The sequence below is a fragment of the Streptomyces sp. NPDC092296 genome, from assembly GCF_044755465.1.
Lineage (GTDB): Bacteria > Actinomycetota > Actinomycetes > Streptomycetales > Streptomycetaceae > Peterkaempfera.
Genome location: NZ_JBIVRB010000010.1, coordinates 78,147 through 94,416, shown reverse-complemented (window position 1 = coordinate 94,416; position 16,270 = coordinate 78,147). Strand labels below are relative to the sequence as shown.

Here is a 16,270-nt window from a genome sequence, read left to right as displayed (position 1 = left end):
CCGGACCGGGAAGTCCGGGCCGGGAAGTGCCGCCCGTACCGGGATCAGGGGTGGCGGCCGGCGCGGCCGAGGCGAGGCAGCACGGCGTCGGGCGGGGTGGCGCCGAGCAGCGCGGCGGTGGCCGGGTCCAGCGGGTAGGGGCGCTCCGGCGGGAGCAGCCCGGCCGCCTGGGCGGGGTCCCCGGCCCGCAGCAGGGCGTGGATGCGGTGGGCGAGGGGGGTGACGTCCGCGACGGGCAACTGCCAGTCGAACCGTTTTCGGCGGCCGGGCCGGGCCGTCCGCCGGTTCCGGCGGCGCGCCCCCCTTTCTACCTACCGGTAACCGGCGCTATAGTCGCGCCAACACCTCCGCCGGGCCTCGGGAGCCGCACCGGCGGGGTCCCGTCCGCCGCGCCACCGCGCGGTTCCGGCCGGGACGGTGTGCCCGCTCCCGTCGCCGCCCCCGTGGGTCCGACCGGGAGGCGCACACCGCTGCACCGCCACCTCGGCGCCGGGCTCCGGCCGGAGCGGACCGGCCTTCCGGCGCCGTGGCGCAGCCGCCCTCCCCCCGCTGTCCCTCCCCCCGTGAGCGCGACCCTCCTCCCCCGCGACGCCGACGCCACCAGGCCGGCCGTCCCGGCGGGAGCGCGCGGCGCGGGGGCCGTCCCGAGGAGTCAGGACCATGGAGCGTCCCTTTCCCACCGTCGCCGTCGTCGGCCTGGGCACCATGGGTGCCGGGATCGCCGTCGCGGCCGCCCGCAGCGGCCGGCGGGTGATCGGCATCGAGCTGGACGACGCCGCCGCCGTGCGGGCCCGCACCCGGATCGAGGAGTCCACCGCCCGCGCGGTGGCCCGTGAGCGGATCACCGCGCGGGAGCGCGCCGCGCTGCTGGACCGGATCGGCTACGGCCACCGGCTGGCGGCGGCGGCCGCCGCCGACCTGGTGATCGAGGAGGTCCCGGAGCGGCTGGAGCTGAAGCGGGAGGTCTTCGCCGAGCTGGACCGGCTCTGCCCGCCGCAGACGGTGCTGGCCACCGGGACGACGGCGCTGTCGGTGACCGGGATCGCCTCGGCCACCGGGCGGCCGGAGCGGGTGCTCGGCCTGCACTTCTTCAATCCGGTGCACTCGATGGAACTGGTCGAGGTGGTGCGTACGGTGCTGACCGAACCGCAGGTCGCGGCGGACGCGGCGGCGTTCGCCAGGGCGCTGGGCAAGTCGCCGGTGGCGGCGGGCGACCGGCCCGGGTTCGTCGTGAGCGGCCTGCTGTTCGGGTACCTCAACCAGGCCGCGGCGATGTACGAGTCCACGTACGCCACCGGGGCGGACATCGACGCGGCGATGCGGCTGGGCTGCGGGCTGCCGATGGGGCCGCTGGCGCTGCTGGACCTGATCGGCGTCGACACCGCGCGGACGGTGCTGGAGGCGCTGTACGAGCGCTCCGGCGACCGGCTGCACGCACCCGCGCCGATCCTGGGCCGGCTGGTGGCGGCGGGGCTGCTGGGCCGCAAGACCGGGCGCGGCTTCCACCGCTACGCGGCGCCGGGCTCCTCGCAGCCGCTCGCCCCGGAGCCGGAGCGTACGGCGCCCGGTGGAGCGGGCCGGGCGGCGGGGCGGCCGGTGCGTACGGTCGGGGTGTGCGGCTCCGGGACGATGGCGACCGGCATCGCGGAGGTGTTCGCCAAGGCCGGGTACGCCGTCACGCTGGTCGCCCGTGAGCAGCAGAAGGCGGACCGGGCGAAGGCGGCGCTGGCCCGGTCGCTGGACCGGTCGGTGGCCAAGGGGCGCCTGACCGGCCCGGACCGCGATGCGGCGCTGGCCCGGGTCACTCCCGGCGGCCGGCTCGACGCCCTGGCCGGGGCGGACCTGGTGGTGGAGGCGGTCGCGGAGCGGCTGGCCGTCAAGCGGGAGCTGTTCGCCGCGCTGGACGGGGTCTGCCGGCCGGGCGCGGTGCTGGCGACCACCACCTCCAGCCTGCCGGTGATCGAGTGCGCCACGGCGACCACCCGGCCGGGCGATGTGGTGGGGATGCACTTCTTCAACCCGGCGCCGGCCATGCGGCTGGTGGAGGTGGTCTCCACGGTGCTCACCTCGGACGAGGCCCGCGCGACCGTGCTGGAGCTGTGCACCGCCGTGCGCAAGCACCCGGTGGAGTGCGGCGACCGGGCCGGCTTCATCGTGAACGCGCTGCTCTTCCCGTACCTGAACGACGCGGTCCGGACGGTGGCCGGGCACTACGCCACGGTGGAGGACGTCGACACCGCGATGCGGCTGGGCTGCGGCTATCCGATGGGACCGTTCGAGCTGCTGGACGTGGTGGGCCTGGATGTCTCGCTGACCATCGAGCAGGTGCTGCACCGGGAGTTCCGCGAGCCGGGGCTGGCGCCGGCGCCGCTGCTGGAGCACCTGGTGGCGGCGGGCTGCCTGGGCCGCAAGACCGGGCGCGGCTTCCGCGACCACGCCCGCCGGTGAGCCCGGCCGGGCGCGGCGGGCCGCCCCGGGGGCCGGGGGCGGTGGCGGCCCGGTGGCCGGGGCCGGACGTACCGGGTCCGGTCGCGGAGACCGGGCACGCCGGGGCGTGTAGCGTGCCACCCATGGATCGGGAGCGTGCCGCTGGGCAACACGAGGCGACCGGCGGGGCCGGCCAGGGCGGCCGCCGGGCGACGGCCCAGCGCCAGCAGATGCGGCAGGATCTGGCGGCCGCCGCCATGGAGCTGTTCGCCGGCCAGGGCTACGAGGAGACGACGGTCGACCAGATCGCCGCCGCCGCCGGGGTGGCCCGGCGGACCTTCTTCCGGTACTTCCGGTCCAAGGAGGAGGCGATCTTCCCGGACCACGACGACACCCTGGTCCGGGTGGCCGACCTGCTGGCCAGCGCCGACCCCGAGGAGCACCCGCTGGACGTGGTGTGCCGCGGCATCAAGGAGGTGCTGCGGATGTACGCCTCCACCCCGTCGGTGTCGGTGGCCCGCTACCGGCTGATCCGGCAGGTGCCGACGCTGCGCGAGCGGGAGATCGCGGTGGTGGCCCGCTACGAGCGGCTGTTCACCCGCTATCTGCTGGGCCGCTTCGACGCGGCGGTGGAACGTTCCCCCACCTGGCGGCGGGGCGGCGACGACGATCCGATGCTGGCCGAGGTGTCGGCGGCGGCGGTGGTCGCGGCCCACAACCATGTGCTGCGCCGCTGGCTGCGGGCGGGCGGCCGGGGCGATGTGGAGGCGCAGCTCGACCATGCCTTCGAGGTCATCCGGGGGACGTTCTGGGCGCAGGCGCCGACGGCGGGGCGGCGGCGTGGCACCGGTGTGGCACCCAGTGCCATGCGGGAGTCGCAGATGGCACTGGAACATGTGGTCGGCAGCGCGGTGAGCGCCACGCCGAGCGGTGAGGTGCTGATCACAGTGGCCCGTACCGATGCGCCGTTGGACCAGGTGCTCGACAGCATCCGGACGGCGCTCAGCGCGCCCGCCGACCGGGCCGGGCAGCGCCCGGCCGACTGAAACCGCCTGGTCAGCGCCTGATCCAAGGGCCCGTTCCGCGACTGCGGGGCGGGCCCTTCGCCATGCCCGGCCGGCGCTGCTGTTGCGGTGCGGCGGCGGGCGGGCGACGCTGGAGGAAACTGCTGGCACGCAGTGTCTTTACGACTGGCACAGAGTGCCAGTACGTTACTGCCACCGGTCGCGGCGCCGCGGCTCCCCACCTCGGCGCGCCGTGTCCCGCCCACCGCTCCCGCAACCCGGGACGGCCCCACACTCCCCCCTCACAGACCCTCAAGCCGGTGTCCGCTCCCGGCTCCCCCAGACGCCCTGCGCCCCCTCACGCAGGTACGCCTTCGGAGGCAGCCATGAAGGAAATCCTCGACGCGATCCTCAACCCCGGCAGCACCGCCGCCGACTTCGCCGCACTGCCGGTGCCGGAGTCCTACCGGGCGGTGACCCTGCACCGGGACGAGGAGCAGATGTTCGACGGCCTCGACAGCCGGGAGAAGGACCCGCGCCGCTCCCTGCACCTGGACGAGATCGCCGTCCCCGAGCTGGGCCCCGGCGAGGCCCTGGTCGCGGTGATGGCCAGCGCCGTCAACTACAACACCGTGTGGAGCTCGATCTTCGAACCGGTCTCCACCTTCGCCTTCCTGCGGCGCTACGGGAAGCTGTCCCCGCTCGCCGCCCGCCACGACCTGCCCTACCACGTGGTCGGCTCCGACCTGGCCGGGGTGGTGCTGCGCACCGGGCCCGGCGTCAACGCCTGGCAGCCGGGTGACGAGGTGGTCGCGCACTGCCTCTCGGTGGAGTTGGAGAGCGCCGACGGCCACAACGACACCATGCTCGACCCCGAGCAGCGGATCTGGGGCTTCGAGACCAACTTCGGCGGCCTGGCCGAACTGGCCCTGGTCAAGAGCAACCAGCTGATGCCCAAGCCGGGCCACCTCAGCTGGGAGGAGGCCGCCGCCCCCGGCCTGGTCAACTCCACCGCGTACCGGCAGTTGGTCTCGTCCAACGGCGCCAGGATGAAGCAGGGCGACAATGTGCTGATCTGGGGCGCCGGCGGCGGCCTGGGGTCGTACGCCACCCAGTACGCGCTGGCCGGCGGCGCCACCCCGGTCTGTGTGGTCTCGGGCGACCGCAAGGCCGAGATCTGCCGGGCGATGGGCGCCGAGGCGATCATCGACCGCAGCGCGGAGGACTACCGGTTCTGGCGCGACGAGCACACCCAGGACCCCGGGGAGTGGAAGCGGCTCGGCGCCCGCATCCGCGAGCTGACCGGCGGCGAGGACGTCGACATCGTCTTCGAGCACCCCGGCCGGGAGACCTTCGGCGCCTCCGTGTACGTCACCCGCAAGGGCGGCACCATCGTGACCTGCGCCTCCACCTCCGGGTACATGCACCAGTACGACAACCGCTACCTCTGGATGAGCCTCAAGCGGATCGTCGGCTCGCACTTCGCCAACTACCGGGAGGCATGGGAGGCCAACCGCCTGATCGCCAAGGGGAAGATCCACCCCACCCTGTCCAAGGTCTACCCGCTGGAGCAGACCGGACAGGCGGCACTGGACGTGCACCACAACCGCCACCAGGGCAAGGTCGGCGTGCTCTGCCTGGCGCCCCGCGAGGGCCTCGGCGTCCGCGACCCGGAGCTGCGCGCCAAGCACCTGCCGGCCATCGACCTGTTCCGCAGCGGAAGCCACTGACATGACCGACCCCCACGAGACCACCGGCCGGGACCCCCGGCAGCGCCCCACCCGGGACCGGCCGTGGCTGATGCGCACCTACGCCGGGCACTCCTCCGCCCGGGAGTCCAACGCGCTCTACCGCCGCAACCTCGCCAAGGGCCAGACCGGCCTGTCGGTGGCGTTCGACCTGCCCACCCAGACCGGCTACGACGCCGACCACATCCTGGCGCGCGGCGAGGTCGGCCGGGTCGGCGTCCCGGTGGGCCACCTGGGCGACCTGCGGGCCCTGTTCGACGGCATCCCGCTGGAGCGCACCAACACCTCCATGACGATCAACGCCACCGCGATGTGGCTGCTGGCGCTCTACCAGGTCGTCGCCGAGGAGCAGGGCGCCGACCTCGCCGCGCTCAGCGGCACCACCCAGAACGACATCGTCAAGGAGTACCTGTCCCGCGGCACGCACGTCTTCCCGCCCGGCCCCTCGGTGCGGCTCACCACCGACCTGATCGCCTACACGGTCGCGCACCTCCCCAGGTGGAACCCGATCAACATCTGCAGTTACCACCTCCAGGAGGCCGGCGCCACGCCGGTGCAGGAGCTGGCGTACGCGATGTGCACCGCGATCTCGGTGCTGGACGCGGTCCGCGACTCCGGCCAGCTGGCGCCGGAGCGGATGGGCGAGGTGGTCGCCCGGATCTCCTTCTTCGTCAACGCGGGCGTCCGCTTCGTCGAGGAGATGTGCAAGATGCGGGCCTTCGCCCGGCTCTGGGAGCGGGTGACCCGGGAGCGGTACGGCGTCACCGACGCCCGGCAGCGGCGGTTCCGCTACGGCGTGCAGGTCAACTCGCTGGGCCTGACCGAGGCCCAGCCGGAGAACAACGTCCAGCGGATCGTGCTGGAGATGCTGGCCGTCACCCTCTCCCGGGACGCCCGCGCCCGCGCCGTGCAGCTGCCCGCCTGGAACGAGGCGCTGGGCCTGCCCCGGCCCTGGGACCAGCAGTGGTCGCTGCGCATCCAGCAGGTGCTGGCGTACGAGTCGGACCTGCTGGAGTACGGCGACCTCTTCGACGGCTCCCGGGTGGTGGAGGCCAGGACCGAGGAGCTGCTGACCGGCGCCGAGGCCGAGATCGCCAAGGTGCTGGAGATGGGCGGGGTGATCCCGGCCGTGGAGTCCGGCTACCTCAAGGCGCAGCTGGTCGCCTCGCACGCCGAGCGGCGGGCCCGGATCGAGTCCGGCGAGGACCGGGTGGTCGGCGTCAACTGCTTCGAGAGCACCGAGCCCAATCCGCTCACCACCGACCTGGACGCGGCCGTCCAGCAGGTGGACCCGGCCGCCGAGCGGGCCGTGCTGGCCTCGCTGGCGGCCTGGCGCGCCGAGCGCGACGACGCCGCCGCGTCGGCCGCGCTGGACCGGCTGCGGGCCGACGCGCGGAGCGATGCCAATCTGATGGCCGCCACCCTGGCCTGCGCCCGGGTGGGCGTCACCACCGGCGAGTGGTCCTTCGCGCTGCGGGACGTCTTCGGCGAGTACCGCGCCCCCACCGGCGTCGGCGGCGCCCCGGTCGCGGTCGGCGCCGAGCCGGGCGGCGAGCTGGCCGCCGTACGGGAGGCCGTGGCGGCCACCGCCGCCGAGCTGGGCACCGGCAAGCTGCGGATGCTGGTCGGCAAGCCCGGCCTGGACGGGCACTCCAACGGCGCCGAGCAGATCGCCGTCCGGGCTCGCGACGCCGGCTTCGAAGTGGTCTACCAGGGCATCCGGCTGACACCCGAGCAGATCGTGGCCGCCGCGGTCGCCGAGGACGTGCACTGCGTGGGACTGTCGATCCTGTCCGGGGCGCACGCCGAACTCGTCCCGGACGTGCTGCGGCGGCTGCGCCGCGCCGGGGTGGCGGACGTCCCGGTGATCGCCGGTGGCATCATCCCCGCAGCGGACGGCGAGGCGCTGAAGGCCGCCGGGGTGGCAGCCGTCTTCACCCCGAAGGACTTCAGCATCACCACCATCATCGGCCGCATCGTGGACGAGATCCGCCTCGCCAACCGCCTCCAGCCCTGGCGCAGCCCGGCGGCCGGCCTCGCCCCACGCTGACCCTCACCCGTACCGGAAGGACGAACCCACCCCCATGACGCCCACCCCGCCCGCCGGCCCGGCCCCCTCGCCCGTGAACCGGCTGCGCCCCCGCCGCTCCTGCCTGGCCGTGCCCGGCAGCAACCCGCGCTTCCTGGAGAAGGCCCAGGGGCTGCCCGCCGACCAGGTCTTCCTGGACCTGGAGGACGCCTGCGCGCCGCTGGTCAAGGAGAGCGCCCGGCACCACATCGTGGACGCGCTCAACAACGGCGACTGGGGGGCCAAGACCCGCGTGGTGCGGGTCAACGACTGGACCACCCACTGGACGTACCGCGACGTGGTCACCGTCGTGGAGGGCGCCGGGCCCAACCTGGACTGCCTGATGCTGCCCAAGGTGCAGGACGCCACCCAGGTCAAGGCGCTGGACCTGCTGCTCACCCAGATCGAGAAGACCATGGGCTTCGAGGTCGGCCGGATCGGCATCGAGGCGCAGATCGAGAACGCCAGGGGCCTGGTGAACGTGGACGAGATCGCGGCGGCCTCGCCCCGGGTGGAGACCATCATCTTCGGCCCGGCCGACTTCATGGCCTCCGTCAACATGAAGTCGCTGGTGGTCGGGGAGCAGCCGCCCGGCTATCCGGCGGACGCCTACCACTACATCCTGATGCGGCTGCTGATGGCCGCCCGCAGCCATGACCTCCAGGCCATCGACGGCCCGTACCTCCAGATCCGCAACCAGGAGGGCTATCGGGAGGTCGCCCGGCGGTCCGCCGCGCTGGGCTTCGACGGCAAGTGGGTGCTGCACCCGGACCAGATCGCGGCGGCGAACGAGATCTACTCGCCGTCCCAGGACGACTACGACCACGCCGAACTGATCCTGGACGCCTATGAGTGGTGCACCTCGGAGGCCGGCGGCGCCAAGGGCTCCGCGATGCTGGGCGACGAGATGATCGACGAGGCGTCCCGCAAGATGGCGCTGGTGATCGCCGGCAAGGGCAGGGCCGCCGGGATGCGGCGCACCACCGAGTTCCAGCCCCCGCAGAGCTGAGGAGCGCGCTGAGATGCAGTTCGGACGGACCTTCGAGGAGTTCGAGGTCGGGGCGGTGTACAAGCACTGGCCGGGCAAGACGGTCACCGAGTACGACGACCACCTCTTCTGCCTGCTCACCATGAACCACCATCCGCTCCACCTGGACGCCCACTACGCGGAGCAGAGCACCGACTTCGGCCGGAACGTGGTGGTCGGCAACTACGTCTACTCGCTGCTGCTCGGCATGTCGGTGCCCGACGTCTCCGGCCAGGCCATCGCCAATCTGGAGGTGGAGTCGCTGCGGCATGTGGCGCCGACCTTCCACGGCGACACCGTCTACGGCGAGACCACGGTGCTGGAGAAGCGGCTGTCCCGCTCCAAGGACGACCGGGGCGTGGTGACCGTGGAGACCAGGGGCTACAAGCAGGACGGCACCCTGGTCTGCGTCTTCCGCCGCAAGGTGATGGTGCCGACCGGGACGCACGTCGCGGCGCGCGGCGGGGCCCAGGCCGGCCGCCCCGAGCCGCGCCCCTAGACCCCGGGCGGGCGGCCGCCGTCATCGGCCGCCCGTACCGGACCGCCGGGGGCTCCGCGGCCGCCACGCCCGCGGAGCCCCCCCCCCCCCCCCCCCCCCCCCCCCCCCCCCCCCCCCCCCCCGCCCCCCCCGCGGGCCCCCCCCCCCGCCGCCGGCCCCCCCCCCCCCGGGGGGGGCCCCCGGCCCCCCCCCCCCGGGCCCCCCCCGCCGCACCCCCCGCCCCCCACACCCTCGCCCCCTCGCCTTCCACGACAGGAGCCGCGCCATGGGACGCCTCGCGCAGACCGACGGCCTCACCGAGATCCAGCGGGACATCCTCGCCACCGTGCGGGACTTCGTCGACAAGGAGATCCTCCCGGTCGCCACCGAGCTGGAGCACCGCGACGAGTACCCGGCCGCGATCGTGGCGGGCATGAAGCAGCTGGGCCTCTTCGGCCTCACCATCCCCGAGGAGTACGGCGGCCTCGGGGAGTCGCTGCTCACCTACGCCCTGGTGGTGGAGGAGATCTCCCGTGGCTGGATGTCGGTGTCCGGCATCGTCAACACCCACTTCATCGTGGCCCACATGATCAACGCTCATGGCACCGAGGAGCAGAAGGAGCACTTCCTGCCCCGGATGGCGACCGGCGAGGTCCGGGGCGCCTTCTCCATGTCGGAGCCGGGGCTCGGCTCCGACGTCTCCGCGATCCGCACCCGGGCGGTGCCGGACGGCGGCGACTTCGTGATCAACGGCCAGAAGATGTGGCTGACCAACGGCGGCACCTCCACCCTGGTCGCGGTGCTCTGCCGCACCGAGGAGGGACACGACGCGCCGCACCGCAATATGACCACCTTTCTGATCGAGAAGGAGCCGGGCTTCGGCCCGAATCCGACCGTCCCCGGGCTCACCGTGCCCGGGAAGATCGACAAGATGGGTTACAAGGGCGTCGACACCACCGAGCTGGTGCTCCAGGACGTCCGGGTGCCCGCCGACCGGGTGCTCGGCGGCGCCACCGGCCGGGGCTTCTACCAGATGATGGACGGGGTCGAGGTCGGCCGGGTCAATGTCGCCGCCCGGGGCTGCGGCGTGGCCCGCCGCGCCTTCGAGCTGGGCATCCGGTACGCGCAGCAGCGGCACACCTTCGGCAAGCCGATCGCGCAGCACCAGGCGATCCAGTTCAAGCTGGCCGAGATGGCCACCAAGGTCGAGGCCGCCCACCAGATGATGGTGATGGCCGCCCGCAAGAAGGACTCGGGCGAGCGCAACGACCTGGAGGCCGGGATGGCCAAGTACCTGGCGTCGGAGTACTGCAAGGAGGTCGTGGAGGACGCGTTCCGCATCCACGGCGGCTACGGCTTCTCCAAGGAGTACGAGATCGAGCGGCTCTACCGGGAGGCCCCGATGCTGCTCATCGGTGAAGGTACTGCGGAGATCCAGAAGATGATCGTCGGCCGCCGGCTGCTGGAGGAGTACCGGATCGCCGACTGAACCGGCCGGAATCCGGGCAGTCGGCTGACCGCCGACCGGTCGAATTCCGGCCGTCCACAGCACGGGCGGGGGCGCGGACGGGGGCGTGCGGGCCCCCGTCGGCGCACGCCCCGCCGGGTCGCTGAGACGACTCTCACGGCCTTTCATCTCCCACTTGGGAACCGGACTGGCACCCGCTACGGTCGTAGACAGAGCAGGAGTGGGGCAGCGAGGTGCAAGTCGGCTCCCGATCCGGGCGCTTGCCCACCCACCGCCTGCTGCCGATAGCATCCACCGGGACAGCTGCCGTCCCCAGTACCACTCGATCCCCGCGGCGCCCCCCGCGACAAAGGTCTTCGATGCCCTACAGCCCGTCCCCACACTCCTCCGCTGCGGACCGCGATGCCCTCGCGTCCCCGGAGACCGGTCGACGCCCCCGTGTGACACTCGCACGCGGTGCCTCGCCCTGGCTCGTCCCCACCCTCGCCACCGCCGCCGCCTGTACCGCCCTCACCCGGCGCAGCGGCAAGTGGGCGCTGGCGGCGGTACCCGTGTCCGCGCTCGGCGCGGGCATGCTGTGGTTCTTCCGCGACCCCGAGCGCGAGATCGGTACCGGCCGCGTCATCTCGCCGGCCGACGGCGTGGTGCAGAGCATCGACGCCTGGCCGGACGGCCGTACCCGGGTCGCGATCTTCATGAGCCCGCTCAATGTGCATGTGAACCGTGCCCCGCTCCCCGGCACGGTCAGCTCCGTCGACCACATCCCCGGCGGTTACGTCCCGGCGTTCAACAAGGACAGCGACCGCAACGAGCGCGTGGTGTGGCATTTCGACACCGAGCTCGGCGACATCGAGATGGTGCAGATCGCGGGCGCCGTCGCCCGCCGCATCGTCCCGTACGTCAAGCCGGGCACCAAGGTCGAGCAGGGTGAGCGGGTCGGTCTGATCCGCTTCGGCTCCCGCGTCGACACCTACCTGCCGGCCGGCGTCGAGGTCGGCGTCGAGGTCGGCCAGAAGACGACTGCCGGGGTGACACGCCTTGACCGTGACTGATCCCGAGACACTGGGTCTCGCCGAGGACGAGGAGACGGCGATCCGCCGCCGCCGCTGGGCGCGCGACCGGGAGCTGCGCGCTCCGCGTTCGCCCCAGGCGCTCTCCACCGCGGACTTCCTCACCCTGGGGAACGCCGTCTGCGGCTTCCTGGCCATCTACTCGATGACCACCGGTGTGCTGATCCCGCACATCACCGGGGACGGCACGGCTCCCACCAACCGCAACAGCGCCGCGATGGCGGTCACGCTGCTGCTGCTCGGCTCGATGTGCGACCTCTTCGACGGGCTGGTCGCCCGCAAGCTGCGCAGCTCCGCGCTGGGTGCGGAGTTGGACAACCTGGCCGACCTGACCAGCTTCGGCATCGCGCCGGCCTACTTCGTCGCGGTCTGGGGCATGGTCTCGCCGGACGGCAACCAGCGGGTGTCGGCGTTCATCGCGCTGACGGTGCTGCTGGCGGTGGTGCTGCGGCTGGCCCGCTTCTCGACCGTGAAGATGCGGCCGGGGGTGTTCCAGGGCATGCCCTGCCCGATGGGCGCCATGACGGTGATCGCCATCGTGCTGCTGGACCCGCCGTTCATCCCGGCGATGATCGCCATCTTCGGGGTCGCCTACCTGATGGTGAGCCGGATCGAGTACCCCAAGCCGCAGGGCCTGCTGGCCACCGCGACGCTCTCCTGGATCGTGGTGAGCATCGGCTGCCTGGGTGCCTGGGCGGCCGGGGTGCCCGGCGGCGATGTGCTGCTGCGGGTCGGGGCCACCGCCCAGATCGCGCTGGCCGCGATGGCGCCGCTGCTGGTGATCCGCCGCAAGGTCAACCAGAAGGTCTGCGATGTGCGCGCCCGGCGCGCGGAGTCCCGGCTGGGCTGACCGCCCCGCCCGCACCACCCCGTACGAGGGGCCCGAGTCCGATCCGGACGCGGGCCCCTCGTCGTCGTACGGCGGTGCGACGTCAGTCCCGGGTCGCGGGCGCGGCCTCGCGGGGCGCGGCCTCGCCCCCGGTGGCGGCCGGGGCCGGTGCGGCGGGCCGGCGGCCGGGGACGAAGGCGGTCAGTGCCAGGGCCAGTACGCCACCGGCCGCCGCGAGCAGGAAGGACGTCCGGAAGCCGTCGAGCGACGGGACCTGGACCGGGCCGAGCGGCTGGGTCATCCGGGCCAGCACCACCCCCACCACGGCGCTGGAGGTCGAGGTGCCGATGGACCGCATCAGCGTGTTGAGGCCGTTGGCGGCGGCGGTCTCGGTGTGCGGCACGGCACCCATGATGAGTGCCGGGATGGCGGAGTACGCCAGCGCGATACCGGCGCCGATCACACAGGAGACCAGCAGGATCTGCCAGGCGGCGTGCAGCAGCCCCAGCCCGAGGAAGTAGCCGGCCGTGATCACCACGATGCCCAGCAGCAGCGACACCTTGGGCCCCCGGGCAGCGGATATCCGGGCGGAGAACGGCGAGATCAGCATCATCACCAGGCCGGACGGCGCCATCAGCAGACCGGCCGTCACCATCGACAGGCCGAGCCCGTAGCCGGTGGCCTTCGGCAGCTGGAGCAGCTGCGGCATGATCAGCGCCTGCGCGTACATCGCGAAGCCGACCAGCACCGAGGCCAGGTTGGTCAGCAGCACCTGGCGGCGGGCGGTGGTCCGCAGGTCGACCAGCGGCTGGGCGGTCCGCAGCTCCCAGCCGCCCCAGACCAGCAGCAGCACCACGGCGGCGGCCAGCAGGCCGAGGACGCTGCCGCTGCCCCAGCCCCAGTCGCCGCCCTTGGAGATCGCCAGCAGCAGGCAGACCAGCCCGACCGACAGCCCGACCGCGCCGACCAGGTCGAAGTGGCCACCGCTGCGGTCCGGGGACTCCGGCACCAGCCGCAGCACCAGCAGCGAGACCGCCAGGCCGAGCCCGGCGCAGACCCAGAACAGCACATGCCAGTCGGCGTGCTGCACGATGGTGGCGGCGGCCGGCAGGCCCAGCGCGCCGCCGACGCCCAGCGAGGAGCTCATCAGGGCCATCGCGGAGCCCAGCCGCTCGGCGGGCAGCTCATCGCGCATGATGCTGATGCCCAGCGGGATCACGCCCATGGCGCTGCCCTGGAGGGCGCGGCCGACCACCATCGGCAGCAGCCCGGAGCCCAGCGCGCAGAGCACCGAGCCCACCACCATCAGGCCCAGGCTGACCAGCAGCATCCGCCGCTTGCCGAACATGTCGCCCAGCCGCCCCATCACGGGGGTGGAGACCGCGCCGGCGAGCAGGGTGGCGGTGATCGCCCAGGAAGCGTCGGAGGCGGAGGAGTGCAGCAGCTGCGGCAGCTCCGGGATGATCGGCACGACCACGGTCTGCATGACCGAGACGACGATTCCGGCCGCCGCCAGGGCGGCGATCACGGCTCCGCTCCGGGGTGGCGCGGTTCGAGGGACGGCAGACGCGGTCAAGGGGTTCCTCCAGCGGAACGGCGGTCGGTCGGTACGGAGCTTGTGCATCGTACATTCAATGTGCAGGATGCACATCTCATCGACGGGCGGTAGCCTCGGAGCGGCAGGTCAACAGCGGAACGGGAGGCGGCGTGCCGGAGAACGTCGGTGCGGTCGAGCGCGAACTGATGCTGCTCGCCCGCCACCAGGTGCAGGGCGCCCGCCGCCTGGGCGAGCTGGACCACTCCGCCTATCTGCTGCTCAGCAGGCTGGAGGCGGAGGGCCCGATGTCGATCAACCAGCTCGCCGACGCCTTCCAGCTGGACGTCTCGACCGTCAACCGGCAGACGGCGGCGCTGCTCCGGGCCGACCTGGTACGGCGCATCCCCGACCCGGACGGCGGCCTGGCCCGCAAGTTCAGCATCAGCGGCGAGGGCAGTCGGCAGCTGGCCGCCGACCGGGCCGGCTTCCACGCCAGGCTGGCCGAGCTGCTGGCCGACTGGCCGCAGTCGGACGTCGACCGGCTGGTGGACGCCCTCACCCACTTCAACCGGAGCGTGGAGCGGGCCCAGGGCCGCCCCTGGCCGCGACCCGCGACCGCCGGCCGGCCCTGAGCGCCCCGAGAAGTCCTGAGCACCCCGAGAAACCCTGAGCGCCCTCAGAAGCCCTGAGCCCGGCGGCCGTCGGCACTTCCGGGCGTCGGGCTGCGGTCAGGCGCCGCCGTGGTGGACGCTGAAGGCCGACCGGCGCGCCGCGCGGGCGACCGCCGGGTCCGGGTGGGTGGAGGCGACGGCGGTCAGCACCGAGGCCGCCCGGGGGTGCCCGGACTGCCGCGCCCGGGTGAACAGCCGGTTGGGGTCGCCCACGGCGGCCGCCTCGACATGGCCCACCAGCAGCGCCGTGTCGCCGTGGTCCAGCACGGCGGCGCCGGTGTCCACCCAGAGCCAGGCGGCGTCCTCCCGGCTCAGCACATCCGCCGGGACCACGCCCTCGTCCGACTGCTCCGCCAGCCAGAGCAGCGCGTACGGGCGCAGCACCGGCTCCTCGGCGGCCGCCCGGACGGCCTGCTCGGCCGTGCCGCCGGCCACCCGCAGCGCCTCGAAGGCGAGGCCGCGCAGCAGGGCGTCCTCGCCCCGGGCGGCCTCCAGCAGCTCGGAGACGGCCCGGTCCACCGGCCGGGCCGCCACCCAGGCGCGGTACTCGGCGCGGGCCGGTCCCGGCGAGTAGCGGGCGCAGGCGGTGAGCAGTTCCAGGGCGCTCTGCTCGATGTGCCCGGCGGCGGTCTGCGCCACCGTGCAGATCTCCTCCAGCTTGGCCCGCACCGCCCAGTGGCCGAGCGGGGAGAGCCGCACCGAGGGCTCGCCGCCCGTGCCGTCCTCGGGCTCGCGGACCACCGCGCCGACCGCGATCAGGCCGTCCAGCATCCACTCCAGGACGGCGGCGACATCCGCCGGGGCGGGCGGGGCGCTGTCCTCCTCCTCGGCGTCGGCCGCCCGGTCGCTGCCCCGGATCGCGGAGACGGCGGAGGCGGCGTGCGGCACCGGGGAGAGCGCGGCCAGCCCGGTGCCCGCGCCGTGGCGGCGCTCGTCCAGGCCGCGGCGGAGCAGTTCCATCAGCTCGCCGTCCGGCACCGGGCCGTCCACCAGGTGCAGGAAGGAGAGCAGCTGCGGCGCCTGGTCCACGGCCTGCCCGGCGAGGACGGCGAAGACGCCGCGCAGCGCGGCGGGCGGCACCGGGGCGAGCAGCGTCCAGGCGTCGAAGAGCGCGGACCAGCCGCGCACCACGGCCTCGTCGTCGTGCTCCCAGGCGTGCAGCCGCCAGCCGGGGCCCGAGCCACCGTCGCGCAGCTCGACCAGGCCGGTCAGCAGGGCCTGCCCCCAGGCCTTGGCGGCGGCGCCGACGGTCATGGCCAGCGCGCGGCCGGCGGCGCGGGCGTCCTCGGGGAGCAGTTCGCCGCGCTTGTCGACCCGGTCCAGCTCGCCCGACCAGCGGGAGATGCGGACGGCGTCGGCGAGCATCCGGCGGGCGAGCGGGGCCAGCTCGGCGGGGACGGGGAAGCCCTCGGGCGCGGGGGGCCGGCCGCCGCGCCCGGGGTGGCGGCGCGGGGCGAGCTGGCGGCCCGGGGCGGGGGCGGTGGTCCTGGGCGGTCCGGCGGCTCCGGGGAGGCGGGTGACGGTGGCGCCGACGCGGCGGCCCGGGGCGGCGGCGCCGCTGCGGGGGCCGGCCGCCGGGGATGCGGTACCGGCCCGGCCGTGGGGTGCGGCGGGCGCGGGCCGACCGTCGTCGCCCGGCCCGGTACGGGCGGCGTTCCGGTCTCCGGCCCCGGGCCCTGCCTCCGGTTCTGCGGCGGGGCGATCGGGTCGGTGCGAGGAGGGGAGCGGGGCATCACGGTCGCGCGGGTTCCGAGACGTCACGCCGTGCAGTCTTCCCCGTGTACGGGCGTTCTGTCACATCGCCTGCCGTCCACCTTTCCCGGGACCGGCCGGAGGACGGGTCAAGGCGGCCGAAACCGGGCGCACCGACCGCCTTCGGCCGCAGGTCGCCGGGTCCGCAGGAGTCCGCCGGGAGGACTACGGGAGGAGCAGGGGAGGAGCAG

Annotated in this window: 13 protein-coding genes; 10 read left to right on the top strand and 3 right to left on the bottom strand. The window is 74.0% G+C overall.

The window, feature by feature from the left end:
• Positions 1 to 44: 44 nt before the first annotated feature.
• Positions 45 to 239, bottom strand: coding sequence for a hypothetical protein (locus ACIQGZ_RS21115; RefSeq protein ID WP_402603818.1), 195 nt, complete (start codon positions 237 to 239; stop codon positions 45 to 47).
• A 421-nt stretch (positions 240 to 660) separates the two neighbouring features.
• Here ACIQGZ_RS21115 and ACIQGZ_RS21110 point away from each other — a divergent pair, with 421 nt between their 5' ends.
• From ACIQGZ_RS21110 to ACIQGZ_RS21070, 9 genes are all read left to right on the top strand, one after another.
• Positions 661 to 2,448 carry a 3-hydroxyacyl-CoA dehydrogenase family protein gene (locus tag ACIQGZ_RS21110; RefSeq protein ID WP_402603816.1) on the top strand — a complete coding sequence of 596 codons (1,788 nt, stop codon included), beginning with the start codon at positions 661 to 663 and terminating at the stop codon, positions 2,446 to 2,448.
• A gap of 122 nt (positions 2,449 to 2,570) precedes the next feature.
• Positions 2,571 to 3,473, top strand: a complete 903-nt coding sequence (locus ACIQGZ_RS21105; protein WP_402603814.1) for a TetR family transcriptional regulator — start codon at positions 2,571 to 2,573, stop codon at positions 3,471 to 3,473.
• Positions 3,474 to 3,817: 344 nt separating this feature from the next.
• Positions 3,818 to 5,161 (top strand): crotonyl-CoA carboxylase/reductase, encoded by a 1,344-nt coding sequence (gene ccrA, locus ACIQGZ_RS21100; RefSeq protein ID WP_402603810.1) that lies wholly within the window; start codon positions 3,818 to 3,820, stop codon positions 5,159 to 5,161.
• A gap of 1 nt (position 5,162) precedes the next feature.
• Complete coding sequence (locus ACIQGZ_RS21095; protein ID WP_402603808.1) at positions 5,163 to 7,229, top strand: protein meaA; 2,067 nt, start codon at positions 5,163 to 5,165, stop codon at positions 7,227 to 7,229.
• 34 nt (positions 7,230 to 7,263) lie between these two features.
• Positions 7,264 to 8,256 carry an HpcH/HpaI aldolase/citrate lyase family protein gene (locus tag ACIQGZ_RS21090; protein ID WP_402603806.1) on the top strand — a complete coding sequence of 331 codons (993 nt, stop codon included), beginning with the start codon at positions 7,264 to 7,266 and terminating at the stop codon, positions 8,254 to 8,256.
• A gap of 13 nt (positions 8,257 to 8,269) precedes the next feature.
• Positions 8,270 to 8,773, top strand: a complete 504-nt coding sequence (locus tag ACIQGZ_RS21085; RefSeq protein ID WP_402603804.1) for a MaoC family dehydratase — start codon at positions 8,270 to 8,272, stop codon at positions 8,771 to 8,773.
• Between the two features lie 265 nt (positions 8,774 to 9,038).
• Positions 9,039 to 10,241 (top strand): acyl-CoA dehydrogenase family protein, encoded by a 1,203-nt coding sequence (locus ACIQGZ_RS21080; protein WP_402603801.1) that lies wholly within the window; start codon positions 9,039 to 9,041, stop codon positions 10,239 to 10,241.
• Positions 10,242 to 10,579: 338 nt separating this feature from the next.
• On the top strand, positions 10,580 to 11,272 hold the full coding sequence (locus ACIQGZ_RS21075; protein ID WP_402603799.1) for a phosphatidylserine decarboxylase: 693 nt from the start codon (positions 10,580 to 10,582) through the stop codon (positions 11,270 to 11,272).
• A complete protein-coding gene (locus tag ACIQGZ_RS21070) occupies positions 11,259 to 12,140 on the top strand; it encodes a CDP-alcohol phosphatidyltransferase family protein (protein WP_402603796.1) in 882 nt (293 codons plus the stop codon). The genes ACIQGZ_RS21075 and ACIQGZ_RS21070 overlap by 14 nt, the downstream gene beginning before the upstream one ends.
• Before the next feature lie 82 nt (positions 12,141 to 12,222).
• On the opposite strand, the gene ACIQGZ_RS21065 is transcribed toward ACIQGZ_RS21070, so the two are convergent.
• Complete coding sequence (locus ACIQGZ_RS21065; protein ID WP_402603794.1) at positions 12,223 to 13,647, bottom strand: MFS transporter; 1,425 nt, start codon at positions 13,645 to 13,647, stop codon at positions 12,223 to 12,225.
• Between the two features lie 215 nt (positions 13,648 to 13,862).
• Here ACIQGZ_RS21065 and ACIQGZ_RS21060 point away from each other — a divergent pair, with 215 nt between their 5' ends.
• A complete protein-coding gene (locus ACIQGZ_RS21060) occupies positions 13,863 to 14,288 on the top strand; it encodes a MarR family winged helix-turn-helix transcriptional regulator (protein WP_402604036.1) in 426 nt (141 codons plus the stop codon).
• Positions 14,289 to 14,384: 96 nt separating this feature from the next.
• Here the strand turns inward: ACIQGZ_RS21060 and ACIQGZ_RS21055 are convergent, their stop codons facing one another.
• Positions 14,385 to 16,088, bottom strand: coding sequence for a hypothetical protein (locus ACIQGZ_RS21055; protein WP_402603791.1), 1,704 nt, complete (start codon positions 16,086 to 16,088; stop codon positions 14,385 to 14,387).
• Positions 16,089 to 16,270: the final 182 nt, after the last annotated feature.